Origin of the sequence: Paraburkholderia lebeckiae, from assembly GCF_050436225.1 — a bacterium.
In the GTDB taxonomy this organism is placed as follows: domain Bacteria; phylum Pseudomonadota; class Gammaproteobacteria; order Burkholderiales; family Burkholderiaceae; genus Paraburkholderia; species Paraburkholderia tuberum.
Map to the genome: position 1 here is coordinate 1,236,489 of NZ_JBNDLU010000001.1, position 26,325 is coordinate 1,262,813.

Annotated in this window: 21 protein-coding genes and 2 pseudogenes; 20 read left to right on the forward strand and 3 right to left on the reverse strand. The window is 60.3% G+C overall.

The window, feature by feature from the left end:
- The first annotated feature begins 61 nt into the window (after nucleotides 1-61).
- The 4 genes from OKW45_RS05880 to OKW45_RS05895 all read left to right on the forward strand — a co-directional run bounded on the left by OKW45_RS05880 (nucleotide 62) and on the right by OKW45_RS05895 (nucleotide 3,949).
- Nucleotides 62-1,204 carry a porin gene (locus tag OKW45_RS05880; RefSeq protein ID WP_429466517.1) on the forward strand — a complete coding sequence of 381 codons (1,143 nt, stop codon included), beginning with the start codon at nucleotides 62-64 and terminating at the stop codon, nucleotides 1,202-1,204.
- 94 nt (nucleotides 1,205-1,298) lie between these two features.
- Nucleotides 1,299-1,658 (forward strand): NIPSNAP family protein, encoded by a 360-nt coding sequence (locus OKW45_RS05885; protein ID WP_429466519.1) that lies wholly within the window; start codon nucleotides 1,299-1,301, stop codon nucleotides 1,656-1,658.
- A complete protein-coding gene (locus tag OKW45_RS05890; RefSeq protein WP_429466521.1) occupies nucleotides 1,655-2,803 on the forward strand; it encodes a M20 aminoacylase family protein in 1,149 nt (382 codons plus the stop codon). Before OKW45_RS05885 ends, OKW45_RS05890 begins: the two co-directional genes overlap by 4 nt.
- Nucleotides 2,804-3,541: 738 nt before the next feature.
- Nucleotides 3,542-3,949, forward strand: coding sequence for a hypothetical protein (locus OKW45_RS05895; RefSeq protein WP_429466523.1), 408 nt, complete (start codon nucleotides 3,542-3,544; stop codon nucleotides 3,947-3,949).
- Here the strand turns inward: OKW45_RS05895 and OKW45_RS05900 are convergent, their stop codons facing one another.
- Nucleotides 3,950-4,888, reverse strand: coding sequence for a LysR substrate-binding domain-containing protein (locus OKW45_RS05900; RefSeq protein ID WP_429469270.1), 939 nt, complete (start codon nucleotides 4,886-4,888; stop codon nucleotides 3,950-3,952).
- Between the two features lie 95 nt (nucleotides 4,889-4,983).
- Between OKW45_RS05900 and dsdA the strand changes: the two genes are divergently transcribed.
- The 3 genes from dsdA (at nucleotide 4,984) to OKW45_RS05915 (ending at nucleotide 9,287) form a co-directional block, all read left to right on the forward strand.
- Entirely contained in the window at nucleotides 4,984-6,321 is a 1,338-nt protein-coding gene (gene dsdA, locus OKW45_RS05905; protein ID WP_429466524.1) for a D-serine ammonia-lyase, read from the forward strand.
- 83 nt (nucleotides 6,322-6,404) lie between these two features.
- Nucleotides 6,405-7,727 (forward strand): MFS transporter, encoded by a 1,323-nt coding sequence (locus tag OKW45_RS05910; RefSeq protein WP_018420995.1) that lies wholly within the window; start codon nucleotides 6,405-6,407, stop codon nucleotides 7,725-7,727.
- 36 nt (nucleotides 7,728-7,763) lie between these two features.
- Nucleotides 7,764-9,287 carry a M81 family metallopeptidase gene (locus OKW45_RS05915; protein ID WP_429466526.1) on the forward strand — a complete coding sequence of 508 codons (1,524 nt, stop codon included), beginning with the start codon at nucleotides 7,764-7,766 and terminating at the stop codon, nucleotides 9,285-9,287.
- A 22-nt stretch (nucleotides 9,288-9,309) separates the two neighbouring features.
- Here OKW45_RS05915 and OKW45_RS05920 read toward each other — a convergent pair.
- A pseudogene (locus OKW45_RS05920) lies at nucleotides 9,310-9,518 on the reverse strand (IS6 family transposase); the annotation flags it as partial.
- 206 nt (nucleotides 9,519-9,724) lie between these two features.
- On the opposite strand from OKW45_RS05920, the pseudogene OKW45_RS05925 reads away from it, so the two are divergent.
- Both OKW45_RS05925 and OKW45_RS05930 read left to right on the forward strand, forming a co-directional pair.
- Nucleotides 9,725-9,856, forward strand: a pseudogene (locus tag OKW45_RS05925) (IS6 family transposase); the annotation flags it as partial.
- Between the two features lie 43 nt (nucleotides 9,857-9,899).
- Nucleotides 9,900-10,064 carry a hypothetical protein gene (locus OKW45_RS05930; protein WP_204357131.1) on the forward strand — a complete coding sequence of 55 codons (165 nt, stop codon included), beginning with the start codon at nucleotides 9,900-9,902 and terminating at the stop codon, nucleotides 10,062-10,064.
- 100 nt (nucleotides 10,065-10,164) lie between these two features.
- Here the strand turns inward: OKW45_RS05930 and OKW45_RS05935 are convergent, their stop codons facing one another.
- Nucleotides 10,165-11,172, reverse strand: a complete 1,008-nt coding sequence (locus OKW45_RS05935) for an asparaginase (RefSeq protein WP_187638163.1) — start codon at nucleotides 11,170-11,172, stop codon at nucleotides 10,165-10,167.
- Nucleotides 11,173-11,719: 547 nt separating this feature from the next.
- Here OKW45_RS05935 and OKW45_RS05940 point away from each other — a divergent pair.
- The 11 genes from OKW45_RS05940 (at nucleotide 11,720) to OKW45_RS05990 (ending at nucleotide 26,322) form a co-directional block, all read left to right on the forward strand.
- Nucleotides 11,720-13,300, forward strand: a complete 1,581-nt coding sequence (locus OKW45_RS05940) for an ABC transporter substrate-binding protein (RefSeq protein ID WP_018421000.1) — start codon at nucleotides 11,720-11,722, stop codon at nucleotides 13,298-13,300.
- A 96-nt stretch (nucleotides 13,301-13,396) separates the two neighbouring features.
- The gene (locus tag OKW45_RS05945; RefSeq protein WP_018421001.1) at nucleotides 13,397-14,338 is read left to right on the forward strand and encodes an ABC transporter permease; all 942 of its coding nucleotides are present in this window, start codon (nucleotides 13,397-13,399) and stop codon (nucleotides 14,336-14,338) included.
- 18 nt (nucleotides 14,339-14,356) lie between these two features.
- A complete protein-coding gene (locus tag OKW45_RS05950) occupies nucleotides 14,357-15,319 on the forward strand; it encodes an ABC transporter permease (RefSeq protein WP_429466528.1) in 963 nt (320 codons plus the stop codon).
- A 4-nt stretch (nucleotides 15,320-15,323) separates the two neighbouring features.
- Nucleotides 15,324-16,982: a dipeptide ABC transporter ATP-binding protein gene (locus OKW45_RS05955; protein ID WP_429466530.1), complete on the forward strand. Its 1,659-nt coding sequence runs from the start codon at nucleotides 15,324-15,326 to the stop codon at nucleotides 16,980-16,982.
- 241 nt (nucleotides 16,983-17,223) lie between these two features.
- A complete protein-coding gene (locus OKW45_RS05960; RefSeq protein ID WP_429466532.1) occupies nucleotides 17,224-18,237 on the forward strand; it encodes an alpha/beta fold hydrolase in 1,014 nt (337 codons plus the stop codon).
- Between the two features lie 851 nt (nucleotides 18,238-19,088).
- Entirely contained in the window at nucleotides 19,089-20,375 is a 1,287-nt protein-coding gene (gene oxlT / locus OKW45_RS05965; RefSeq protein ID WP_408350887.1) for an oxalate/formate MFS antiporter, read from the forward strand.
- 126 nt (nucleotides 20,376-20,501) lie between these two features.
- Nucleotides 20,502-21,653, forward strand: coding sequence for a M20 aminoacylase family protein (locus tag OKW45_RS05970; RefSeq protein WP_429466535.1), 1,152 nt, complete (start codon nucleotides 20,502-20,504; stop codon nucleotides 21,651-21,653).
- Between the two features lie 9 nt (nucleotides 21,654-21,662).
- The gene (locus tag OKW45_RS05975; RefSeq protein ID WP_429466536.1) at nucleotides 21,663-22,724 is read left to right on the forward strand and encodes a serine hydrolase domain-containing protein; all 1,062 of its coding nucleotides are present in this window, start codon (nucleotides 21,663-21,665) and stop codon (nucleotides 22,722-22,724) included.
- A 206-nt stretch (nucleotides 22,725-22,930) separates the two neighbouring features.
- Entirely contained in the window at nucleotides 22,931-23,416 is a 486-nt protein-coding gene (locus OKW45_RS05980) for a MarR family winged helix-turn-helix transcriptional regulator (RefSeq protein ID WP_429466538.1), read from the forward strand.
- 406 nt (nucleotides 23,417-23,822) lie between these two features.
- Nucleotides 23,823-24,777, forward strand: a protein-coding gene (locus OKW45_RS05985) for an IS5 family transposase (protein ID WP_018418938.1) whose coding sequence is annotated in 2 segments (ribosomal slippage) — nucleotides 23,823-23,879 and nucleotides 23,881-24,777 — 954 coding nt in all. Because the reading frame shifts where the segments join, the coding sequence is not laid out codon by codon here.
- Nucleotides 24,778-25,857: 1,080 nt separating this feature from the next.
- A complete protein-coding gene (locus OKW45_RS05990) occupies nucleotides 25,858-26,322 on the forward strand; it encodes a hypothetical protein (protein WP_429466540.1) in 465 nt (154 codons plus the stop codon).
- Nucleotides 26,323-26,325 lie beyond the last annotated feature (3 nt).

Below are 26,325 nucleotides of genomic sequence, written 5' to 3' on the forward strand. Positions count from 1 at the left end.
CCGGGTTTCGCAGTCGTTGATCCGTTTGGTGGGCTCCATTTACTTTTTGAAGAGGGCATTGATGAATAGGAAATTGGTAGTCCTTATTGGTTTGGCGGCCGTCTCGGATGCCGCCTTCGCACAAAGCAGTGTCACCCTGTATGGCGTCGCGGACGACAGCATTACGTACACCAGCAACCAGGCGGGCCACGCGGCTTACCAAACGTTCAGCGGTGGGCTCGGCGGCAGCAAATTCGGCTTCCTCGGCAACGAAGACCTGGGCGGCGGACTGAAGGCCGTGTTCCGCCTCGAGAGCGGGTTCGACATGAACAGTGGCAAGCTCGGGTACAACGGCCGCCTGTTCGGCCGTCAGTCGTACATGGGCCTGTCGGGCGACAACTCCGGTACGCTGACGCTCGGCCGCCAGTACGACTTCATGGTAACCAACCTGCAGGGACTCAGCTCCGCGCAACTGTTCGGCGGCTCACTCACGACGCATGCGGGCGATGTCGATGGGATCTGGGGCTCATATCCGGTCAGCAATGCGATCAAGTACGTGAGTCCGGTCTACCGCGGTCTGTCGGCCGGTGCGCTGTACAGTTTCGGCGGCGTGCCGGGCGCGGTGGGAACATCGCAACAGTACGGTTTCGGCGCGAGCTATGCGAACGGGCCGCTGAAGGTTGCCGCTGCGTTTTTGCAGGTGAACAACCCGGCGGTCGCGCGCTTCGACGGCGGGGCCGCGGCGACGCCCGGCGGTCCGTTCACGAACCCGGTCACGAACCCGATCTACAGCGGCTATGCGACCGCGCATTCGATGCGCACGTTGGGCGCGGCGGCGAACTACACGCTCGGCGCCACGACCTTGGGCGCGACCTACACGAACACTGCGTTCAATGATGCGGTCGCAACCGCCAGCACCACGTTCAGTGGTTCAGCGACACTCGCATCGTACGAGGCGTTCGTTGCGCATTACTTCACGCCGGCGGTCATGGCGGGCCTTACGTACGACTACACGTCGGCGCCGCACGCCCACTACAACCAGCTTGCGGCGGGTGCCCAGTATCAGTTCTCGAAGCGCACGTTCACGTATCTGGTGGTCGCGTGGCAACGCGCGAGTGGCGTCGATTCGACCGGCCATGCGGCAGTCGCGGCTCTCACTTACCTGACGCCTTCGGCGACCGCGAACCAGGTCGCGGTGCGCATCGGCATCCGCCACAGCTTCTGAGTGTGGCATAGCGGCGCCATCTGTGACGGCACGGGTTCCGCTCCGGTTGGCGCCGGTTGCGGCCGCGCCGCCCACTTTCGTTCGAGGATAAATCATGTTGGTCGAAATGCGTACCTACCAGATCACGGCGGGCAAGGTTGGCGAGTTCCTGGCGATCTACGAGCGCGAAGGGCTCGGCATCATCACCCAGTATGCGCAGCTGCAGGGCTGCTGGACCATGGATTCGGGCACGCTGAACTCGGTCGTGTTCTGCTGGGCTTACGACGATTACGCGCACCGCGCCGCGCAGCGCGCGAGGTTGGCCGCGGATCCGCAGTGGCAGGCCTTCACGCCGCGTATCCTGCCTTTCCTGGTGCATCAGGAGTCGGTGTTTCTCGCGCCGACCTCGTTCTGCCCGGAGACATCAACGTGCGCGGGGTCAAAAACCGTTGACTTGCCAGTGAGGCAAAAATGATCGATGCCGAACTGATCGCCAGGATGATGTCGTGGCGCCGCCAACTGCACGAACACCCCGAGACCGCTTTCGAGGAAGTGTCGACCTCGGAACTCGTGGCGTCGGTACTACTCGATCTGGGCTACCAGGTCCACCAGGGGCTTGGCAAGACCGGCGTGGTCGGCACGCTGCGACGCGGCAACGGGCCTGCGCTCGGCCTGCGCGCGGATATGGACGCGCTGCCGATGCGTGAGTTCAATCAGTTCGAGCACTGCTCGCGCAACCCGGGCAAGATGCACGCATGCGGGCACGACGGCCATACGGCGATGTTGCTCGGTGCGGCGGCGCTGCTCGCCCGCGACGACGGCTGGTGCGGCACCTTGAACCTGATTTTCCAGCCGGCCGAGGAAGTCGCCGGTGGCGGCCGCGCAATGATCGAGGACGGCCTGTTCGAGCGCTTCCCGTGCGACGCGGTGTTCGGCCTGCACAATTGGCCGGGGTTGCCGCTTGGTCAGTTCGCGATCAACGATGGCGCGATGATGGCATCGTTTGACACGTTCGAGATCCGCGTCGACGGCAAAGGTTCGCACGCGGCAATGCCGGAGGAAGGGATTGACACGCTGGTGTGTGCAAGCCACATCGTGGTCGCGTTGCAGACGATCGTTAGCCGACGCTTATCGCCGAAGGAAGCGGCGGTCGTCAGCGTCACACAGATTCACGGCGGCGAGGCGTGGAACGTGCTGCCGGATCAGGCGGTGATACGCGGCACGGTGCGCTGTTTCTCCAACGAGATGCAGGCGCGCATCCGCGCGCTGCTCGGTGAGATCAGTACGACGACCGCCCGCGCGCACGGCGCGAAGGCGAGCTTCGAGTACTACGACGGCTATCCGGCGACGATCAACGCGGCACACGCGACCGGCATCGCGCTCGCGGCAGCGCGCGCAACGGTGGGTGCCGATGCGGTGACGTTGGGGTGCAAGCCGTCGATGGCGTCCGAGGACTTCGCGTTCATGGCACGCGTGAAGCCGGGCGCGTATATCTGGATGGGTGTCGACGGTGCAAATCCGAGCGCGCCGCTGCATAACCCGCATTACGACTTTAACGACGAAGCTCTGGCGATTGGGGCCTGTTATTGGGTGAACGTGGTGAAGGGGTTTAAGGGCTGATGTTCACCCACATTTTGCGTCTCGCTGCGAGTCGGGCAGCGACCATGTCGCGATACCGCGACAGGAGCTGCGACCTATGGCAAAACGCTGGTGCGCCGCCGGAGTGACGTGGCTGACTCATGACCCGGCGGCGTACCGCGTCGGGTCTTTCCCGTTCACCTCGAGGTATCAAGGAGCCGCGTCGCACATACCTGCTCGAACAGGCCGCTCACATTGGTCAATTGAAGCTGCAAAAACACTGCGATGTGCCTGCCGCTTGCGAAGGATCACTTGATTTCTGTTCAATAATGAGCCGCCGTTTTGGTGAAGTATGTCCATCTGTTCGGGGTCGGTCCAAGGCTTTGCTCGAAGGCCGTCATTCGCCAAGCGAAACTGGGATCGAGGCCGGATGACCGCATAGACCGAGCATTTGCCGGCTGTCATATTCACATCGATGACGCTTGTGCCTCGAAAACAGCCGTTCGTGCCGCACGGCATTGAACGGCCGAGTCACGCCCTGAGGTGGTCCGTCAAGTGTTTTTGAACGGGAGCCTGTTCTTCCGAAGCCCTCCCGGTTTGACCTGCACGTTGCTGGCCGGGCGAGTTGCCCACCGCCGGCCAGCGTCATGGTCGTAGCACGCGACCCGCTGGCCGGCCGTGGACAACTCGCGACATCACGTCAAATCGAAGCCACCGGGACCCGGAACGAACTTCGCCAACCGCTTACCCTCCCGGCACGCATTTGCTCCGGAGGGTGGCTTGAAGAGGAAGTTCGAGATGTACCAATATCGACAGGTTCTGGTGCGAATGCGCCAGGGTGACTCCGACCGGGATATCGACCGGTCGAAGATCATGGGCCGTAAGAAGCTGGCAGCCGTGCGGGAGATCGCAACCGAGCGCGGGTGGCTTTCTCCGGACAACGCTCTGCCGGATGACGCGCAGCTCGCTACAGCGTTTAGTCGCAAGGAGTTCCTGCCGGCGAGCTGTATCTTGTCGGCCGAACCGTGGCGCGAACAGATTGCCCAGTGGCACGACGCGGGCGTCCCTTGCACCTTGCTCTGCATCTTGACGTCTAACCGTAGTTTCGGCGCATACGCCCATGCGCGGGCATCCAAATTTCCGGGGCCACCTCTTCGGCCGACGGCAGCACGCTTCGGATTATGTTAGTCACAGCAGCAGCTTGGCTCGTGCGTCGCTAAAGCGGTTGCATTCATCCATCAGCCAGTTCGAAAATGCGGCCACCCGCGCATCGTCCTCCCGCTCGGTGAGCAGCATGTAGCGGGCCGGCGCAGGTACGAGGCGGCTAAAGATGTTGATGAGGCGGCCGTGCTCGAGCTCTTCGTAGACGAGCGCAGTGCGCGCCACGGCGACGCCTTGATGACTCAAGGCCGCGCTAATCGCCAGGCTCGCCAGATTGAATTGTGGCCCCGCCACCGCTCCGAGCCATTCGGGCCGAGCGGTCTCCAACCAGGTGCGCCATTCGATGAACTCAGGCGCTCCATCCCATGGCGAGAAGTCATGCAATAGTTCGATTCCCTTGAGCGATCGGCCCGCGGCAAACCCATGGTGCTCCGCCAAATATTGCGGTGTTGCCACCGGCAGCAGATATTCGTCGAGTATCGGTATCGCGCGGATCGTTTCATATTGCCCGGGATCATAGCGAATCGCTACGTCGATGTCATCGGCCAACATGGCCTGTCGATCCAGCGTTTGAAATTCAGCCTTCACGCGCACCGGTATGTCCGCGTGCAGGCGATGAAACTCGACCAGACGCGGCATCAACCACTGTAAGGCAAATGAGGGCGAGCAATTGATCTGTAAGGGCGCATTGGATCGCCCAAGTTGATTGATCGTTGTCTCGATGCTGAGAAACGCGTTTCTCGTGCATTCGAACAACGTCGCACCTTTCTGCGTCAGGGCAAGCGAGCGGTGCTGGCGCGTGAACAGTGGGTAACCCAGCCGGTCTTCGAGATGTCGAATGTGCTGACTCACCGCCCCCTGCGTCAAGCTCAGCTCAGCCGCCGCCTTGGTAAAACTGAGCAGGCGAGCTGCTACTTCGAAGCAGCGCAAGCCGCCCAGCAGTGAGGAATCGAGGGGCATATGTATTAGCGAGACTAATGCGTCGAATAGAAATTATAGCTTTTTTGGCCGGCGCCCATGCCCTATATTCGCCGCATCCAAAACAAGCATAGGTACCCGGCGTGATTCCCACCGTTACTGCAATTGCCCCCGATCTATTAGCCAGACTACAGAACCGTACTCCTCTACTGTGGCTCAATGCCGCATTAGGAAATGCGTTGCCTGAAGATTTACCGGGTGCCGCCGATATCGACGAGGCAGATGCCCGCTTAGAACGTTGCGCGGGCCTGATGGCGCATCTCTTTCCCGAATTGCAAAGTAGCGCGGGCCTGATCGAATCGCCGCTGATGCGTGTCGAACGACTCCAGCAGGTGATGGGAAACGCTACTGAGCCTGACGCTGCGTGGTTTATCAAAAGCGATCATGCCCTGCCCATCGCCGGGTCGGTCAAAGCGCGTGGAGGCTTTCACGAAGTATTGGCGTTCGCGGAAAAGCTGGCGCTCGAACACAGCGTCCTCGCCCATGATGGCGACCGGCGAGCACTCGCGGGCGCCGCAGCCCGCGAGTTGTTCGCTCAATACACCGTGAGCGTCGGCAGCACCGGCAATCTGGGCATGAGCATCGGCGTCATGGCTGCCGCCTTGGGATTTCGATCGGTGGTGCATATGTCGACGGAAGCCAAGAGCTGGAAGAAGGATCGTTTGAGAAATTGTGGCGTTCAGGTGGTCGAGCACACGGGCGACTACGCGCAAGCGGTGGCGGCCGGGCGAGCGCAATCGTTCGCTGACCCCAAAGGCTATTTCGTCGACGACGAGAATTCCCTGATGCTGTTCCTGGGCTATGCAGTCGCCGCGAGGCGGCTGGCGAGCCAACTGGCGGCATTGAATCGTCCCGTAGATGCTACGCATCCTTTGTTTGTCTACATTCCGTGCGGTGTCGGTGGCGCGCCCGGTGGCATCACCTTCGGCCTCAAAGCACTTTTTTTTGAACACGTACACTGCTTTTTCGCCGAACCCGTGGCGTCGCCGTGCATGTTGGTGCAATTGGCGGCGGGCGAGTCCGGGCCCACGTCGGTCTATGACATTGGTCTGGACAATCGCACCGAAGCGGATGGCCTCGCCGTCGGCCAGGCGTCGCATCTGGTGAGTTCGCTGATGCGCTCTCAGCTCTCGGGCGTGTTTACCGTCACGGACGCGCAACTGTATGTCCATCTCCATCGCGTGGCGCAAACCGAAGGCGTGTTGCTCGAGCCATCGGCCGCCGCCGGATTCGACGGACCGGGATGGCTGACGCGCAGCGACCAAGGCCAAGCCTATCTTCGCCAGCACGGGCTGGAGCGTCACATGGCTAGTGCCACTCATATCGTCTGGACAACAGGCGGTTCGCTGGTGCCGCGCGAAGAGCACGAGCAATTTCAAGCGAGAGGCCAGGTGCTTGCGGCGCGGGATGAACTCGCCTGAGACCCCTGCAGGGCATCGCCGCCAACCGTCCATAACAGCATCCAGCGTTAGCCCGAGATGCACTGCCAAGGAAACTCAGTTCCATGATTGAAACCTCAATCGACAGGTCGACTATTGTCGACGAGGCCGTCCACACGAGCTCCTTTCAGGAGGCGACTTACCGCAAGGTCGCGCTCAGGTTCATTCCCTTCCTGATGTTGTGCTATGTGGTCGCCTTTCTGGATCGCATCAATATCGGCATTGCCAAGCTGAATATGCTGACTGATCTACGGTTCAGCGAGACGGCCTACGGTCTTGGCGCAGGGCTCTTTTTCCTTGGGTATCTGATTTTCGAAGTGCCGAGCAATCTGCTCATGCATCGTATTGGCGCGAAACTCTGGATCGCGCGGATCATGATCACCTGGGGTCTGCTTTCGGGACTGATGGCTTTCGTGACCACCCAGTGGCAGTTCTATACCGTCCGTCTGCTGTTGGGCGTGGCCGAGGCCGGTTTTTACCCCAGCGTGATTCTGTACCTGACTTATTGGTTTCCCAACCATCGCCGCGCCAAGATGACGGCTTGCTTTCAGGCGGGCATTCCGATTGCCGGCTTGATTGGAAATCCGCTTTCCGGTTGGCTAATGGACACGTTTCATCATGTCGCTGGCCACTCGGGATGGCAATGGATGTTTGGTCTCGAGGCACTGCCGACGATTCCTTTGGCCATCGGCGCGCTGCTCATTCTCGACAATTCGGTCAGCTCCGCGCGTTGGCTCAGTCCGCAGGAAAAGCAGTTGATCGTCCATGAACTCGGGAAGGACGAGAAAACGCGCGAGCACATGCCGCTGCTCAAAGTTTTCACCGACGGACGCATCTGGAAAATTATCCTGACAGGTTTCCCGGCGATGATGGGCCTCTATGTCCTGGGCTTTTATCTGCCCACGCTCATCAAGGCATCGGGCGTGACCACGAGCACTACGGTCGGTTTTCTCAGCGCTATTCCCTACCTGGTAGCCGTGGTCGCTATGGTGACCTTCGGGCGCAGCTCCGATCGCATGCGCGAGCGCCGCTGGCATTTGGCCATCGTGTTGCTGCTGGGCGCCGCAGGCCTCACGGCCAGTGTCTGGACAAGCCACAGCGTGGTGCTTACGGTGATCACCATGTCAGTCGCCGCGGCCGGCATCATCAGCTATTCGCCGATCATGTGGTCGGTGCCGACGGCCTTTCTCGGCGGCGCCGCTGCGGCGGCCAGCATCGGCGTGATCAACTCCGCCATCAATATCGGCGGATTCGTGAGCCCCTACCTGATCGGCTGGGTCAAGGACGAATTCCACACGACCGACCCGGCCATCTATATCGTCGCCGGCTGCTTGACGTTCGGGGCATTGATGGCGCTGAGCTTCGATCGCAAGTTGGTCAGTCGCTGAGTGCGCGCTCCCCAAAACATATCCCCGGAGAAGATTATGTCGACGACCGACAAACCGATGCGTTTCGCCATGGGTGGCATCATCCACGAAACCAATACCTACGCCGCAGAGGTCGCGGGCCAGACGCCCTTGACCTCGTTCGAGCAATACTATGGCGACGAAATTCCAGGCATTTTTGCCGGCTCCAATCATCAAGTCGGCGGTTATATCGAAGGCGCCCAAAAGCACGGCCCTGGCCTGATTCATACGTTCCTCGGGCAGGCCACGCCGTCGGGTACTATCGAAGCCAACGCTTACGCTCACATGAAGCAGGCGATTCTCGCAGGCATCGAGCAAGCGTTACCGGTTGATGGCGTGTTGCTTGCCTTGCATGGCGCGGGAGTCGCCGATGGCATCGAGGACATCGAGGGCGATTTGGCCGCTGCCGTGCGCGCCTTGGTCGGCCCGCATGTACCGATCGCGGTAGCCTACGACCTTCACGGCAACATGACCGAGCAAATGCAGCGTGCCGTCGATATTTCGCTGCCCTGCATTCTGTATCCGCACACCGATTTTTATGACCGTGGTGTCGAGTGCGTCGACCTCATGGTCAAGATGATTAAGGGCGAAGTGAAGCCGGCCACGCATGTCTGTACGTTGCCGATGCTGCCTTATATCGTCACCACTAACGAGGGCTTCGTGCCGGCCAGAGTCAACGCACTGTGTGCGCAGCTCGAAGCGCTGCCAGGCGTGATCGATTGCTCATGGTTTCATGGCTTCCCCTATGCGGATATCGCATCGCCGTGCCCGGCGGTGATTTGCACGACCAACGGGGACCCGGCGCTGGCGGTGCGCTGCGCAGAACAGGTCGCCCAATGGATCTGGGATCATCGCGAAGATTTTCGTCCGCAATTCCCGTCGCCGGAAGAGGGCGTAGCGCGCGCCCTCGCGGCAAGCGCTGGTCCTGTCGTGATCAACGAGTATGCCGATAACCCCGGCGGAGGCACGCCAGGCGATGGCACCTATCTGTTGCGCGCCTTGCTCGATGCGGCGCCGGCTCCCGACACGGTCTGTTTTGCTTCGATCAATGATGCAGAGGTTGTCCGGCAAGCGATCGCCGTTGGCGTTGGCGGGACACTGCGCGTTTCGCTGGGAGGAAAGCTAGGCAGATTCCAGGGAGCGCCGATCGAAGCGGAGGCTTATGTGAAGGCGATTACCGATGGCCGTTTCGTCAACCGCCCAGGCTCGATGTTCGAAGGCGTCCGCTTCGACCTGGGTGCCATGTGCCGCCTGGTCATCAATGGTGTGGACATCATTGTCGCGTCGCGCGCTGAGCAGATATACGACATGGAGCCATTTGCGTTGCACGGCATTGATGCAGGTAGGAGAAAGATCATAGCCCTGAAAGGCGCAAATCACTTCCGGGCTGGATTTCAAGGGCTCGTGCAGCAAATCATCACGGTGGATAGCGTGGGGCTAAGTACCGCGAATATCACCTCGTTCCCGCGCGACCATCTGAGGTCGACGCTGTGGCCGTTGCATGAGGGCGTTGTCGGGGCGCTTTACAAGGCTGCAAGTTGAAACATCATCGGGTGGTCTGCCGCGTGGCGCCGGGCGTGCGGCGCGAAGCCTGGACGCGATGGGGAAAGGCCGCCCGAATTTGTCGCACCAGCGCCGAACCGTTTCATAGTTGACGATCACGCCGCGCTCAAACTACCAATCTTCAATGTCGCGCAGACTTCACTGAAGCCGGAAATTCCAGCGTGCTGCGCAGCTGATGATGGAGGCCGGAAAACGGTTTGAGGGTGTCAATAATCGCCGTGATGGAGCCGAAGCGAGATCGGCGTATTGGCGCCATCCGATGATCGGCATTATGCCGCCGCCCACGCCGTAGCTCTGAGGCGATAGGTGCCGGGCGCCAGTTCCATGATCATAAGAGATGGTCGGCACTCTTGGTTGAAATGCCCTAATTTCGGTGTCCTCCTGTAGAGCCTTACATCCTGTCTCTAGAACACAATCCGATCCCCCAGCACTTCGCGCTCAAGCGTCATCTGCTGAGCGCCTCGCTCTATCGCAAACAGCTCGCCGCGCGATTTGAAGCCTGGCGTCTCTTCACTGGCATTGCCCAAGCTCCGTCCACCGTGTTCTGAGACACGACTGTCCGTGCCGATATCTCGTCACGGGGACAGTAACGTGACAACGCCGTCTGGCCGCCTCAAGCAGTTGTTGCCCGATTGGTCGTTGCCGCCGGCAGATATCTATGCCGTGTATCCCGAGCGGCTCAATCTGACGGCGAAGGTGACGGCGTTCATCGAGTTTCTCGAAGGCTTTCTCGGGAAGGGGCCGGGAGCGGGCTGAAATCGCGAGAAAGCCGGTGATTTCTCGCTCACCTGCGATTTGCACCGCAACCCGGAGCGCGTTGCTCGAGCCGGCTGGCAATGAACATTGTGCCGGGCGTCTAGTCGGCATTGTCGACGCGCTTCCAGAATTCGAACGCAGTGGCGCATACGTTGCGCGGCGCGCCCGTGGCGAGCAGCAGCCAGAGAAGCAAGCGCGCCTTGCGTGGCCCGAGCCACCCTGAAAACAAAGCGCCACGGCGGGCCAGGTCGATTTCCGAGCCGGAAAATCCATAGGTGCGCACGGCCGTCGATCCCGATCCCGTGCGGCTGGAGATGACGATCGGCAGCTGCGGCGCCAGCGCCTCGATGCGCTGTGCTTCGTCATCCGAAACATGGCCTGCACCGTAGGCCGCGATGACGATCCCGTGATACCCCGCGTGGACGACCGCGTCGAGCATCTGACCCGTCTCGCCCAGACATGTCTCGACGAGTGCCACTCGAACCGACAGGTCGGGCTTTGCGAAGCGCGGGGAATAACGCGTTGACGGTGGACGAAAATACTGCGGCATATCTTCAAGCACCATGCCGGCTGGCCCCACGACCGGCGACTCGAAGGTTTCGACGGACATCGAGTTCGCTTTGCGCACCCAGCGCGCCTCATGGATCGTGTTGTTCATGACTACGGCTACACCGCGCCCGCGACTGGCGCCGTGCGCGGCGCAGGCCACCGCGGCAAGAAGATTGGCGGGCCCGTCCGCGCCTGCGGCCAGCGGCGTGCGCATCGCGCCTGTGACCACCAGCGGCTGAGGATGCGTCCACAGAAGATCGAGCAGGAAGGCAGTTTCCTCAAGCGTGTCGGTCCCTTGGGTCAGCACGATCCCGGCGGCGCCGGCAGCCACCGTGCGCTCTGCCCACGCCAGACTGTCCAGCACATGCGCAAGGGTCAGCGAAGGGCTGGGTAATTGCAAAAGCGTCTTGGCGTGAATCTGCGCGATATCAGCCAGACCGGGGACCGCAGTCACCAGTTGTTGCGCGGAAAGACGTGGCAACGCGCCAGCGTCGGCGTTGTCGGCGGTCATGCATATGGTGCCGCCTAATGCCCCGACTGCGATCCTCGGATAGTTCATCGAAGCGTTCCTTTCGAGTGTGGAAAATATCTGCAAAAACCGTACTTTAAATGGCGTCCAAAAACCCGGTAACGATGAGTAATGCCGCTCTCGCGCCCGGAATCGGTGCGACGACGAGCTTGTACTCCGTGATGCACCTTCCTCGCGCGCACTTGCACAACTCCCGCGCAGTGCAGTGCGCTCTTGCCGGTGGGGCAATCGCCGGACTTGCCCCCACGTACTGGATTTACCGAAGGATGGCACACTTCGTGCCTGTAAGAGTGTGAATTTCAATTGTTGCAAGTTGCAATTAATGTAGCACGGTGGATCGGAGATCAGCCTGTTGCAGGCGCATATCCGAAATTGAAGCATCTGAAGTTCCGTCTGGATGCACTCGACGCGTGGGCGTGGAGTGCGGCGTCCGGACAGCGATGTGACGCGCCGTACCACCGTCTCAACACGCTTACTGAACACGTCGAAGGAGGGGGGCGAGTGAACTCGGCCGCTAATAACGACGCAAGCACGGCCCGAATTCATTTTGTGTCATTTCTTCCTATTGGAGTGAAGCATGTTGAAGCGACTGTTTACTCAATGCGTGGCTGGGGCGCTGATTGCGAGCGCTGCGACGATGGTGTGTGCGCAGGATGAATCCAAGGTGTTACGGATCGTGCCGCAAGCCGATCTGAAGATCCTCGATCCGATCTGGACCACGGCATTCATCACGCGCGATCATGGCTACATGATCTACGACACACTGTTCGGCGTGGATGCCAAGGGCGTAGTACAACCGGAGATGGTGGACACGTATACGACCTCGCCGGACGGCAAGACCTGGACGTTCACGCTGCGCAAAGGGCTCGCGTTCAGCGACGGCAAGCCGGTCACCTCGGCTGACGTTATTGCGTCGATCACGCGCTGGGGCAAGCGCGACGTGTTCGGTCAGAGAATGTTCACGGCCTTGCAGTCGTTCGATGCGGTCGACGCCAAGACTTTCCGCATGACCTTCAAGCAAGCCTTCCCGATGGTCCTGGACGCGCTCGGCAAGCCGTCGGGCAGCGCCGCGTTCATCATGCCGAAGCGGGTCGCCGATACGCCCGCGGACCAGCAGATCTCTGACTACACTGGCTCGGGCCCCTACATCTTCAAACAGGACGAGTATCGCCCGGGCGCGAAGATCGTGTACATCAAGAACCCGAACTATGTGCCGCGACCGGAACCGGCTTCCGGTACCGCGGGCGGCAAGCATGTCTATGTCGACCGGGTCGAATGGATCGTGCTCAAGGACGCGCAGACGCAGGCCAATGCGATTGCAAACGGTGAAGTGGACATGATCGAATGGATGCCCGCCGAGCAGTACGCCGCGTTCAAGAGCAATCCCAAACTGGAGCTGGTGAAGCCGACGCCCGCCGGGCTCTTCGACTTGCACCTGAATCATCTCGTGGCGCCGTTCAACAACCCGAAGATTGCTCAGGCGGCAATCATGGCGATCAACCAGGAAGCGTTGATGCGCGCCCAACTGGTGAACAAGGATCTGTACCGGACGTGTTCGTCGATTTACCCATGCGATTCGCCGTTGGCCTCGACCGAGACCGCCTATTTCACTGGCAAGCCCCAGTTCGCGGCGGCCCGCAATCTGCTGAAGGAAGCAGGCTATGACGGCAAGCCGGTGGTGCTGATGTATCCGTCGGACTACGCAGTACTGAATAAGTTTCCGCCAGTCATGGCGCAACTGTTGAAGCAGGCCGGGTTCAGTGTCGACCTTCAGGCAATGGACTGGTCGACGCTTGTGACGCGCCGAACTAGCAAGGCGGCGGCCGACAAGGGTGGCTGGAACCTGTTCATTACCGGCTGGGCACCAGGCGACACGATGAATCCGTTGTTCTTCACGCCGCTGACGGGCAATGGCGAGAAGGGCTGGTTCGGCTGGGCGACTGACGACAAGATCGAGCAGCTCAAGAACGAATACCTTGCCAGCACCGATCCTGCGCAGCGAAAGAAAATCGCTACGGCGATCCAACTGGAAACGTATCAGAGCGGGATCCTGGCGCCGTTGGGCGACTTTGATTTCTATTCGGTGATCCGTAAGGGCGTGGTAAGCGGCGTGGTCCCGGCTCCGGTCAACGTGTTCTGGAACATTCGCAAGAGCTAACCGGTGTCGGCGGCTGGCTGTTAGGCGGCCGGCCGCCGTCTCGCAGAGCAAACGCGAGCCCGTTCATCTGTCAACCGGCTTCGGAGCGTAACCGACATGGCTTTCTTTCTTTTCCGGCGCATATTGTCGACGGCGCCAGTGCTGGTCGTTGTCGCCCTTATCGTATTCATGATTCTGCGACTGACGCCGGGCGATCCGGCTGCGGCGCTCGTCGGTGACAACGGCACTAGCGCCGACATCGCGCGGATCCACGCGAGCCTCGGGCTCGACCGGCCGCTGCCGGTGCAGTTCGTCAAATGGACCGGGCAGTTGCTGCAGGGCAACCTCGGCGACTCGTACTACATGAAACAGCCGGTAACCCGGTTGATTGCGCAACGCATCGCACCGACCGTCTCGCTGTCCGCCCTGACGCTGGTGATGACGCTCCTGCTCGCGGTGCCGCTCGGCGTAATCGCGGCCTCGCGGCACGGAGGCTGGCTGGACCGGATGCTGATGGGCCTGTCGGTGATGGGATTCTCGGTGCCGTCGTTCGTGGTCGGCTATATCCTCATATGGGCGGTCGCCTTGCATGCGAAGCTGCTGCCGGTGCAGGGATACGCGCCACTGAGCGCGGGCATTGGTCCGTGGCTCACGCACCTGATCCTGCCCGCCATTACGCTGTCCATCGTCTACCTTGCGCTGATTGCCCGCGTGACGCGCGCCGCGGTCGCCGAGGCGCTGACCGAAGACTACATCCGCACGGCCCGCGCCAAAGGTATCTCCGAAGCACGCGTGTTGATTCGCCATGCGCTGGCCAATGCCGCGGTACCGATCATCACGGTGATCGGCATCGGCGTTGGCTTGCTGATCGGCGGCGTGGTGGTCACTGAAACCGTCTACGCGATCCCCGGGCTCGGGCAATTGACGGTCGACGCGGTACTGGCGCGCGACTTCCCCCTGGTGCAAGGCATCACGTTGTTCTTTTCCTTTGTTTACGTGCTTATCAACCTGCTGGTCGACATGAGCTATCTGTTGCTCGACCCGCGTATCCGCTATTGAGCGAAAGGACGATTGGACATGAGCGACGATCACGATCCGATGACCCTTGCCGCGCCGGGCTCCATGCTTGCCAACCTGGAGGTGGCGCCGGCCGTACGCTCCCGCACACCGTTGTGGCGCCGAGTGCTGCGGAACTGGTCGGTGCGCCTGGGATGCGGCGCACTGTTGCTTCTGCTCCTCGTAGCCGTCGCCGCACCGTGGCTTGGCACGATCGACCCGACCGCGATGGATCCCGCGAGCGCCAATCTCGCGCCGGGCGTGACGGCCGAATTCACTGATCTGTCAGGTGCGACGTTCCAGCACTTCTTCCTGATGGGCACCGACAGTCTCGGCCGGGATACCTGGAGCCGGGTGGTATACGGTGCGCGCGTGTCCCTGTCGGTCGGTATCACGGTGGCGCTACTGGCGCTCACCTTCGGCGCGCTGGTCGGCGTGGCGGCGGGGTATTTTCGCCATTTCGACGACGTCATCATGCGCGCCATGGACAGCTTGATGGCGATTCCCAGCATCCTGTTCGCGATTACGCTGATGGCGCTCTGGCGACCGACGCTGGTCACCGTGATTGTCGCGATCACGATTCCCGAAATTCCGCGTGTCGCGCGGTTGGTACGCTCGATCGTGCTGACCATTCGCGAGGAACCCTACATCGAGGCGGCCATTTCGTTGGCCACGCCGACCGTCAAGATTGTGTGGCGTCATATTTTGCCGAATGCAATCGCACCGCTGATCGTGCAAGGAACCTACGTGTGCGCGTCGGCGATCCTGGTGGAAGCGATCCTGTCGTTTCTCGGCGTCGGCCTGCCGCCGGATATTCCGACGTGGGGCAACGTCATGGCCGACGGCCGCATGCAGTTCAACCAGTATCCTCAGACCGTGCTGTTCCCTGGTGTTTTTCTGGCACTGACGGTGCTGGCGGTCAATATCCTGGGCGACGGATTGCGTGACACGCTCGATCCAAAATTCAACCAACGGGGGAGCTGACGCGATGCGCGATTTCGACTTCAAAACGGCAGCACCCTCCACCGCCGGGCCGGCCACAACCGTCCTTGCCGTGAATGACCTCACCATTTCTCTGCCGGCCGGTGCCGACCGCCCCCACGCGATCCGCCACGTCTCGCTCGACGTGCGGCAGGGGGAGATTGTCTGCCTGCTGGGCGAGTCGGGCTCGGGCAAATCGGTGATCGCACAGGCAGTGATGGGCTTGCTGCCGGCGTCGCTCAAGGCGCTGGACGGCAGCATCGAACTGCTCGGCGAGGACGTGCTGACAGCAAGCCCGGATCGCATCCGCCAATTGCGCGGCGAAAAGATGGCGATGGTTTTCCAGGAGCCGATGACGGCCCTCAATCCGATCATGACGTGCGGCGCGCAGGTCGACGAGATGCTGGCACAGCATAGCCGCGCCAGCGTCGGCGAGAGGCGCCGGCGCATCCTCCAGATCTTCGCCCACGTCAGGCTGCCGGAACCGGAGCGTATCTACGCGTCTTATCCGCATCAGTTGTCGGGTGGACAGCGCCAGCGCATCGTGATCGCAATGGCGCTGATCCTGAAGCCGTCGCTGCTGATCTGCGACGAGCCCACCACGGCGCTCGACGTTACGACTCAGGCCGAGATCCTCAAGCTGATTCGTGAATTGCAGACGGAGAGTGGAACCGCCGTGCTGTTCATCACGCACGATTTCGGCGTTGTCGCCGAGATTGCTGATCGTGTCGTGGTGTTGCGGTTGGGCGACACGGTCGAGCAGGGCTCCAAGTTGCAGGTGTTGCAGCAGCCGTGCGAGCCCTATACCCGCATGTTGCTGGCAGCGGTCCCCGCGCTGGTGCCGCGCACGCGCCCTCCGGTGGAGAAAGCCTATCCGCTGCTCGACGCTCGCGGGATCGGGAAGACGTATGTGACGGACTCCTGGCCGGGCCGCAAGCGTAAAGTGCAAGCGGCCAGTGATGTCTCGCTGATGGTACATGCGGGCGAAACGGTCGGAATCGTGGGCGAGTCCGGTTCGGGAAAGTCGACGGTCGCGCGCTGCATTGCGCGACTGATCGAGCCGACTGCCGGCGATATCTTCGCCGACGGCCGATCGGTGGCCAAAGCGCGCGGCCGCGCGCTCTATCCGTTCCGACGCGGTGTACAGGTCGTGTTCCAGGATCCATACCGATCGCTGGATCCACGCCAGACAGTGGGTGCCTCGATCGTCGAAGGGCCGTTGAATTTCGGCGTGCCATACGCTCAGGCGTGGCAACGTGCTGAAGAATTGATGACGCTGGTACGGCTCAGACCCGATGCGCTGAACCGGTACCCTAGTGAATTCTCCGGGGGCCAGCGGCAACGCATTTCGATCGCGCGGGCGCTGGCATGCGAGCCACAAGTGTTGATTGCCGACGAGGCGGTGTCCGCACTCGACGTCTCGGTCCAGGCGCAGATTCTCGACCTGCTGGATGACATTCAGCAGCGGCTGCGGATCGGCATTCTGTTCATTACGCACGATCTGCGGGTGGCCAGCCAGATCTGCGATCGGGTCATCGTGATGCGGCGCGGCGAGATTGTCGAGGAAGGAGCGATCCAGGACGTGTTCCTCGCGCCGCGCCACGAATATACGCAGGCCTTGCTGGCGGCGGCGCCAGGGCGCGGCTTTGCGTTCGGCGCCGCTTGACGCGGGCCTTTTGACCACAGTGATTTCCTGAGTTTCCGGTCAGCGGCGCCGCTGGCACTCATGCTATCCACTACCTGCTGTGGGACGCGTTCGCTGCTGAGCTGCTGAACTGCCGGCGAAGATCGCTCCCGCGTGCGTGACGCGTGTGTGGCCGAGCTTCATGCCGCCGCGGCGCATCGAGACGTCTATCTGATTTTACTATTACCATTCGCCACATTTCACCAAGAGGGACCCCCTACCAATGGAAGACTATTTTGTATTCAATGCCGGAAACGTGGTGTTGCAATCCGGTATCACCTTCAGAGATGCCAAGCTCGCCTATCAAACCTACGGAAAGCTGAACGCAGAAAAATCGAATGTCATTCTGTATATGACATCGTTTTCCGCGCATCACTATGACATCGAGTGGATGGTCGGTCCGGGCAAGGCGCTAGACACTAACAGGTACTTCGTCGTTATTCCGAATCTGTTCGGCAATGGACTGTCGTCCTCGCCCAGCAACGCAACCGAGCCCTTCAACGGAAGCCGTTGGCCGAATTTTACGATTGCCGATAACGTCGCGATTCAACACCAACTCCTGACGCAAGAACTCGGCATCGAAGTTTTGCAAATGGCATGCGGGTGGTCGATGGGTGGGTTGCAGGCGTATCAATGGGCATCAATGTATCCGGAGATGGTCAGGCGACTGGTCGTGCTGTGCGGCGCGGCAAAGGCCTCGCCGCACAATCAGGTTTTCATTGAGGGCGTGCGCGCGACCCTGACGACGGATCCGGCCTTTCAGAACGGAACCTTCGTTGAGCGGCCCGAACGCGGTCTGCGGGCCATGGGTCGCAACTACGCCGCCATGGCGATGTCGCAGACGTTTTATCGTAACGAGGTGTGGCGGCAGGCCGGCTTCTCCTCGCTCGAAGACTATCTCGTGATGTCGTGGGAAGCGAATTTCCTGAAGCGCGACGGCAACAACCTGCTGGCTCATCTATGGACTTGGCAGCATGCGAACATCGCCGCTAATTCCACATACAACGGCGATTTTCACGCGGCGCTGAAAGCAATTACGGCAAAGGCGTTGATCATGCCGAGCACGACCGATCTATATTTTCAGGTTGAAGACAACCGTCTCGAGGTCGAGCAAATGCGAAACGCCACGCTCCATCCCATTTCGTCGATATGGGGCCATCGCGCCGGGCTGCCGACAGCCAATGTAGACGATGCCGCGTTTATTTCTGCTGCGATCACCGGGCTTCTTGAGGACTGACGCGCTGGACGTGCAGTGGCTGCGTCTCGTGCTTCTCTTGCGGTCCTTCATCGGCACTGCAAGCCATCACGCCGATGCGGTCGAGCAACATTGAGGAAGTCGCTGATGCGGATGGGCGTGCGACTGCAACGTACCGGTCGGGACGTCACAGGCGTCCCCGGCATGACTATCATCCGGGCCACCGAGCCCTGGTCCGAGGGCGCACGTCTCTCTCCCGATGTATTCAAAGCGGGCCTTTGCACGGGCATGGTCTGCTGCCTGACGCAGCAACCTACGCGGCCATCGGATGGGTGACGCAACAAAGGCAACTCACGCGAACCGGCGACGTTTACTGTCGTCGGCGAGCGTCGAGAACGACGTCATGCGCATGGCGCTCACCTCAGTCGGTATTTCAGCAGACCTCCTCATCACATTCAAATCGCTCGCTGGGATCGTCCCAGCCGTACCGGCTCGACGAATGCCAATGTTGCGCCCGGAATCGGTGCAGGGGTGATCGTGCGTCGCGTAGTGCACCTTTCTCGCGCGCACCGCGCGCGGTCTTTGCGCATAGCCGTGTGTGCGTCGCGATATGAAAAACACCTTAATTGTCCATGAATACGGGGTTTCTCGCATCGTGGCACACTTCGTGCAAATCGAACTCACATGTGAATGGCAATTATTGGAAATCGCAACTATATCGGCGTGATGCATACACGGTAGCAGATCGTCAAAGGTGCCATTTTCAAGGCTGGGTCATCCGAACTTACGCTCCGATGCACTGAGCGCGTTGTCCAGGAGCGTCGTTTTCAGGCCTCCAGGCAAGCGCACTGCCTGAGTCATTTCGTGTCACTTACTCGTACGGAGTTTGAAGCATGAGCACCCAGGATTTTGGCGCCCGCAGCCGCGCGCCACTTGCACTCTCACTACAGAGCCGCTGGTGGCAATTACTGTGCGGCCTCGTATGTGCGATGGTCGCGTCCAATCCCCAATACATCTGGACTTTGCTGACGCGCCCGCTGACAGCGCAACTCGGCGTGTCACTGCCGAGTCTGCAGGTCACCTTCTCCATTCTCATTGTCTGCCAGACTTTTCTGTCGCCGCTCGAAGGCTATTTAATCGAGCGCTTTGGGCCGCGCTGGCTGCTGGCCGCCGGCGGCGCGATCACGGGGCTTAGCTGGGTACTGACGAGCCGCGCCGAGTCTTTGCTGTCCGTCTATCTCTGCTATGGCGTTCTCGGGGGGATTGGCGTAGGTATTGTCGTGGTCGGCACGATCGGGCTGATGGCGCGCTGGTTCCCCGACCGTCGCGGTTTTGCGATTGGCGTCGTGATGGCGGGCTTCGGCATGGGCGCAATGCTCACGACATTTCCGATCACCAATAGCATCGCCAAATACGGCTATCAGCATACGCTGGTCGTCTTTGGCGTGATTCTCGGCGTGGTCGGCATACTTGCCGCGCTCGGCATGCGGCTGCCGCCGCCCGGCTATATGGCGGACTGGCGGCCGCAGAAAGCCGCCGCCGCCGCACCCGACACGCGGCCCGGCAGCATGCTGCGCACGCCGTTGTTCTGGCTGATGTTCGTGATGATGTCGATGATGGCAACCTCCGGCCTGATGGTGACCTCACAAATGGCAGTCTTCACGCGAGACTTCGGCATGTCGGGAGTTACCGTGTTTGGCCTCGCGGCGTTGCCGCTTGCGTTGACCATTGATCGCGTGGCGAACGGCGTGACGCGGCCTATGTTCGGATGGATCTCCGACCTGATCGGGCGCGAGCATACGATGCTGATCGCCTTCGGGATGGAAGCGATAGCGATGACCTTGTGGCTCACGTCACGGCACGACCCGTTGTTGTTCGTGCTGCTGTCAGGCGTCGTCTTTCTCGGCTGGGGCGAGATCTTTTCGCTTTTCCCTTCGACGCTGACGGACACCTTTGGCGGCAAGCATGCAATCGTCAACTACGCGTGCCTGTCTTATGCGCAAGGCGTCGGCTCGATTCTGGGCGGGCCGGTGGCCGCGTTACTCCACGAGCATACGGGCGGTTGGGACGCGGTGTTCGGCACGGCTATCGCGTTGGATAGTTGTACCGCTGTGCTTGCGATCGCCGCACTCAGGCCGATGCGCCGCGCGTGGTTTGCCCGTGCCTCCAGTCGCTCGTAATGCAGCCGGCCACGGCCGGCTTGCCAGCAATCACGCCCATTCGAATCTGCGCGGATGCTGTACCGCTTCGTCGATTCTCTGCTTTTTTTGTCTCCTCAATTTTCCACTGAAAGGGATTGAATTCCAATGGATTGCGACCTGATCGACATGATGATGAAGTGGCGGCACGCACTGCACTCATGTCCGGAAACTGCGTTCGAGGAGGTCGCAACCGCCGATCTCGTCGCGGGCGTATTGCGACAGTATGGCTTCGAGGTACATGGCGGCATTGGACGAACCGGTGTGGTGGGCAGCATGACCCGCAGCGCGGGACCGGCCATCGGCTTGCGCGCCGACATGGATGCGCTGCCGATCGTTGAAGCCAATAGCTTCGCGCATCGGTCGCAACATGAAGGCAAGATGCATGCGTGTGGCCATGACGGCCATACAGCAATGCTGCTCGGCGCCGCTGTCGCGCTGAGCCGCGACCCCAGTTGGCGCGGCACGGTACATGTGATTTTTCAGCCGGCAGAAGAAGGGCCGGCGGGCGGCGGCAGGATGATGGTCGAAGACGGACTCTTCGAGCGCTTTGCGTGCGACGCCGTGTTTGGTTTGCACAACTGGCCCGGCATCCCGCGCGGACATTTTGCGATCAACGACGGTCCGATGATGGCATCGTTCGACACGTTCGAGATTGTTGTCGACGGCAAGGGTTCGCATGCCGCGATGCCGGAGGAGGGGAGCGACGTGCTGGTGTGTGCCAGCCAGATCGTCACCGCGTTGCAGACAATCATAAGCCGGCGGATTTCGCCGAAAGAATCAGGCGTCGTGAGCGTCACGCAAATTCATGGCGGAGAAGCGTGGAACGTGCTGCCTGACCGTGCGGTCATTCGCGGCACCGTGCGCTGTTTCTCGAGCGACGTGCAGGAACGATTCCACGCGTCGATCGACGAAATCTCCACGGGTATTGCGCGCGCACTGGGTACAAACGCGACGCTCGACTATCGCTACGCGTATCCGGCCACCATCAACACTGCCGCTCAAGCCGATCTTGCAGCTGCGGCCGCCGGCGCAACAGTCGGCGTTGCCAGCGTGCAGCGAGGTTGTGTGCCCTCGATGGCCTCGGAAGATTTTGCGTTCATGCTGCATGCAAAACCCGGCGCGTACATCTGGATGGGCGTTGACGAGGCGACTCCGGCAGCACCGCTCCATAATCCGCACTACGATTTCAACGATGCCGCGCTTGCGATCGGCGCGACTTATTGGGTGAACCTCGTCAAGCTGTTTTGTGCCCGGTAAAGGACCCTCATGCAACCTGCCAATCTCCAGCATGCTGTGCAAGTCGCGATCGATCATGAAACGCCGTGGGACCGCGAGGTCGATGGCGTATGGGGCGTACATCCGGACGACCCGCCACCCTGGAACCGGCTGCTCGGACCGGTGCATGGGCGTGGCCCGGTGTCTGGCGTCATCGCTCGCGCCGGCCGCCCGCTCACTGCGTGGGGCGAACCGGATCGTGCCGACCTGACCTTTAGCATCGCCAAGACATATCTCGCGCTGCTGGCCGGCGTTGCGCACGATCGCGGCCTGATGCCCGATGTCGACGAGCCGGTGCACGTGCGCGTGCCGGAGATCGGCTTTGATGACGAACACAACGCAAGCGTGACCTGGGCGCATCTGCTGCAGCAGACGAGCGAATGGCAAGGCGTGTGTTTCGGCTTGCCCGACGAGGCCGACCACTACCGGTACGTCAGATTCGGCAAGGAGCCCGATGGCAAGAAAGGGCAGCGGCGGCCGTTACGGGCTCCCGGCACCTACTGGGAATACAACGACGTACGCATCAACCAGTTTTCGCTGGCGCTGCTGCATCTGTTTCGCCGCCCGTTGCCGGAAGTGTTTCGCGAAGCGATCATGCGGCCACTCGACGCGAGCGAGAACTGGCAATGGGTCGGATACGACAATGCCTGGGTGGAGGTGGGCGGGCAGCGCGTGCAGTCGGTTCCGGGCGGCACGCATTGGGGTGGCGGCCTGTCGATCAGCGCCCAGGACCAGATCAAGGTGGCTCAGCTGTTGCTGGGTCAGGGCAGCGTCAATGGGCAGCGGATCCTTTCCAGCGAGTGGCTGCAGCGCATGCGCACACCGTGTGCGATCGCGCCGTTCTATGGCTACCTTGTCTGGCTCAACCACGAGCGTAGCGTCTTTCCGAGCGTGCCGGAGTCCAGCTACTTTGCAATCGGCGCGGGCGGTTCGTTCACCTGGATCGAACCTGAACGCGAGCTTGCGGTGGTGGTGCGCTGGATCGACCCGGCGCATGCGAACGAATTTTTCGGTTTGGTGCTCAAGGCCGTTGACGAGGGGGCGACGGGTTAATCAGCGTCCATTCACTTGCCGCACCGGGATCGTGCGCGCTTGCCCCATTCGTGCGCATTGCGGTACTCTCGTGCCGTTTGGCAAGCCTCCGGCTTGTCTGCACGCATGGGGGGGGTTCCGCACGATGGTATGTTTCGTGCGCAACACACGTAAATTTAAAAGTTGCGGTGTGCAACTGAATCAAAGTAGCTGAATGGGAGAACAGCATGTCGAAGGCGCCGTATCCAAGACTGGAACATTTGAACTTCCGCCTCGATGTACTGAGCAAGTTGGCCAAGGACGTGGCGTCTGGCCTTTACGAAGCCGAATGTGACGTAACCCTTCGCGACCTGCGCGTGCTGCGTTTCGTCGATATGCAGCCGGGCATCTCCCTCGGCCCGCTGATCGAGCTGACATACCTTGAAAAGACGCTGGTTTCGAAGCTGGTCACCACGCTGGCTAATCGTGGCTTGTTGACGCGCTCTACCGGTACGACGGATGCACGTATCATCAACCTGAACCTGACCAGGAAAGGCAAGGCAATTGTCCGCAAGTGCGATCGGATCGGCCAGGTCTTCGACGAGCAGCTCATGTCCGTTCTGTCACCGGAGGAAAAGCGAGTGCTTTTTGACTGCATCAACAAGCTGACGGAACACGTTGAGGAGGGCGGGGAATGGACGCTCCCGCCGGCACGACACAAACGCACAGCCTGAACGCGGCGACGATGGCCGGGATTTTGCAATTTGTACGGCAGATCAGCGAGATCAATACCCGCTTTGTTCTACGTCGAGAAAAGCGTCCATCGGAGTAAGTCCGAATGAAATGTGTCAATCGGTCTACCAGACTTCCAAGCCCGTCCGTGAGGCGTTGAACTTATGGAAGAGGCTGGTACCAGAGTTCCCGCAGTCTCGTCGTGGCATTGGCCTCGATGCCTGATTTTGTCAATCTCGAAATCGGAGCCCGTGAGGAGTGGCTGACTGATCAGCGATTACTGCGGCGTGCCGCGGCGCCGCAGCAGCGCGCGGCGCGTCAATGTTAAGGAAGGTCTGCAAAAGTCCTGGCATTGCGTTGCTGCTGAGCTATCCTGGAAACAGAGCGAATTAGGCGAGGAGCAGTGTGATGGCGCAACTTGGTCTTGGTCTGGATCTGTCAACGAAGCGCACGCGCAAACGGGAATTTTCTCGATGAGATGCGGCGTGTTGTGCCCTGGTTGAAGCTGATTGCGCTGATCGAGCCGCACTATCCCACGGGCAAAACCGGTCGGCCGCCGTTCCCGATTGCGACGATGTTGCAGATTCATTTCATGCAGCAATGGTTCGGTCTGTCAGACCCTGCAATGGAAGAGGCACTCTATGACGTGCCGCTTTATCGCGAGTTCGCGGGTCTCGACGGCGGGATGGTTCGCTTGCCGGATGAAAGCACGATTCTCCGGTTCCGCCATCTGCTGGAAACGCACGGACTGGCAGTGCAAATGCTGGCGCTGGTCAATGAAATCCTGACGGAGAAAGGCCTGATGCTCAAGACTGGATCGGCAGTCGACGCCACTCTAATTGCCGCACCCAGTTCGACAAAAAATGGCTCCGGCACACGTGATCCGGAAATGCAATCAACGCAGAAAGGTGGCAACTGGTACTTCGGGATGAAGATGCATATCGGCGTGGACGCCGAGTCGGGCCTGGTCCATACGGTCATTGGAACGGCGGCCAACGTTCACGACATCAACGTAGCCCAGGCGTTGCTACATGGTAAAGAAACGGACGTGTACGCGGACGCCGGATATCAGGGTATCGAAAAGCGCTGTGAGGCAGGCGCGGTTCGTTGGCATGTTGCAATGCGACCGGCAAAGCGCAGGAAACTGGATATGAGTGATTCGTTGGACGCGATATACGATCAAATCGAACGCCTGAAGGCGAGTATTCGAGCCAAGGTCGAACACCCGTTTCGCATCCTTAAGCGGCAGTTCGGTTACATGAAGACCCGCTATCGTGGTTTGATGAAGAACACCGCCCAGATCACCACGCTGTTTGCTTTGGGCAATCTATGGATGGCGCGTAGAGCTTTGCGCAAAGCTTGAAACACCGGGTCGATAAGGGTCGTATGTCTGGTTGAAGAGCTCCGGCGCGCGAAAAAAACGGCGATCAACTCACCAAAAAATATCTGAACGCAGAGGCTGCGCTGGATGTGAAAAATAACGCGTGAAAAGCGGGTTGTGCAGACCTTCCTTAACGGACGGTCCCGGAGCTACGGCGTAGTCCACTTGACATAAAAGAAATGAGCAAAATTTTGACATGATTGATGTCAGAGCTTCATTCCATATCCTATTGTCGTGTGCTGCGTAGGCTCAGTGTTGGGCATCCAGTTCAGTGCGTCGGCGACGAATACGACGCGTACGACCACTATGACGATGCGGAGGCAGCGAGGACGACCCTCTGGAATTCAAGCGTTGGCCCCTTGGGCGCCCAAAACCGGCGCAAGCCTATCCTGCCATCACTTTTTGAATCTTGTTTTTCAGGCGTGCAGTTCGCCATTTTCTGCGAGACTGATCCGCTGAGTTTGTGAAGTCACCACTGTGATTCCGTTGATCCTTTGCAGAAATTCTGTCGGCGTGTCGAGGCGATTCTGATCATGGAATCTAGCGCGTCGGTGAGACCGACGGTGACCGTGTGTCGACTCCTTGCCTAAATACCGCGAGATTGTCGATGCGAGTACGAACACAGCAATGCTGCGGGTCGTATCAACGCATAGCATGAGTCTGACGGGTCACTGCTCAACGTCGGCCAGATCAAGTTTGCAAGTCTGCGATGTGCGCTCAAACGGCCTGCCGAACTACACGACCATGTTTGCCGGTTTTGTCGCTCTACTTTTCAGGCGCTCCATTCGGAGTTGCTCACTACTTGGCCCCGAGTTCGCAAGCTTTTGGTCCTAAGCCAGCATGCCATTGCACACCAGTTTGCTTACCCATCAACCCGGGTTTGTGACGAGGCCTCTTGTAAGCGGTTGATCTGCGCAGCACAACGAAAATATTTTTCCGTTCCGTCGGCTCCCTGTGTATTCCGACTTGTTCCGATCGTGCGGCCTAGCCATTGGAAGGGGTATTGACGAGCCCTTTCACGGTTCTCATGATGGTGACGAAGGTGATCCATGGGAGCGAATCGTGCCGGGCGCAAAAAGCTACACACGGGCGCAGTGGGATGGGTTTGTTGGTGCGCTTGAAGCGCTACCTGAGAAGCCCCGGAGCGAACAGCGCGTCACGGTGAGCGATGCGATGAAAGAGATTCGGGCGCATATCATTGCCACCCAGGCGAAAGGGTACACGCTCGATGAAATCGTCCAGGAAGCCGGGCGCAACGGGCTCGATGTCAGCATTGGCGCTGTCAAGTATGCGCTGTATCGTCCAGAACCTTCCGGTGCGGCCTCCAGATCGGCCAATCCGCAAGGGAAGAACGAGGCGGGGCCGTTGTCCCGTCAGAAGCGGACTGTAAAACGAAAAGACACGCGCGCGGGTGACCGGCATGACGATGCACGACAACAAAGGGGAAGGGAAGTAAGCGAGCCGGGATCAATGGAGATTCAGGACAGGTTCTCGTTCGAGATCCGGCCTGATATCGAAAACCTTTAGGAG